This window comes from Mesorhizobium sp. M4A.F.Ca.ET.050.02.1.1, assembly GCF_003997725.1.
GTDB lineage: Bacteria > Pseudomonadota > Alphaproteobacteria > Rhizobiales > Rhizobiaceae > Mesorhizobium.
In genome coordinates this window covers 1-497 of sequence record NZ_RZSG01001479.1, presented here as the reverse complement: position 1 = coordinate 497, position 497 = coordinate 1, and the positions used below count along the sequence as shown (strand labels likewise).

Annotated in this window: 1 protein-coding gene; it reads right to left on the bottom strand. The window is 71.0% G+C overall.

The features are described from left to right. On the bottom strand, nucleotides 1-497 hold a 497-nt coding region (locus tag EOA33_RS38240), incomplete at both ends, for an enoyl-CoA hydratase-related protein (protein WP_190234553.1).

Here is a 497-nt window from a genome sequence, read left to right as displayed (position 1 = left end):
CCGGACCGCCTGGGCGATCAGATCGCCGTCGAAGACAGCATCGACGAGGCCCGCGGCTTTTGCTTCGCCAGCCGAAATCGGCGTTCCCGAAACGATCATGCCGAGCGCCTTCGCCGCGCCGACCAGGCGCGGCAGCCGTACCGTGCCGCCGCCGCCCGGCAGCAGGCCGAGCTTCACCTCCGGCAGGCCGAGTTTCGCGCCGGCGTCGGCGACGCGGAAATGGCAGCCTAGCGCCAGCTCGAGCCCGCCGCCCAGCGCCGTGCCATGGATGGCGGCGACCATCGGCTTGGCGATGGTTTCCAGCAGCGCCACAATGGCGCGCAGCTCCGGCTGCTGCACCGGCTTGCTGAATTCGGTGATGTCGGCTCCGGCGACGAAAGTCCGCCCTGCGCACACGATCACGATGGCCCTGACGGTGGCATCGTCGCGCAGCGCGGCCAGCGCCGCGTGAAGTGGCTCGCGGGCGTGGAAGCTGAGCGCGTTGACCGGCGGGGTGT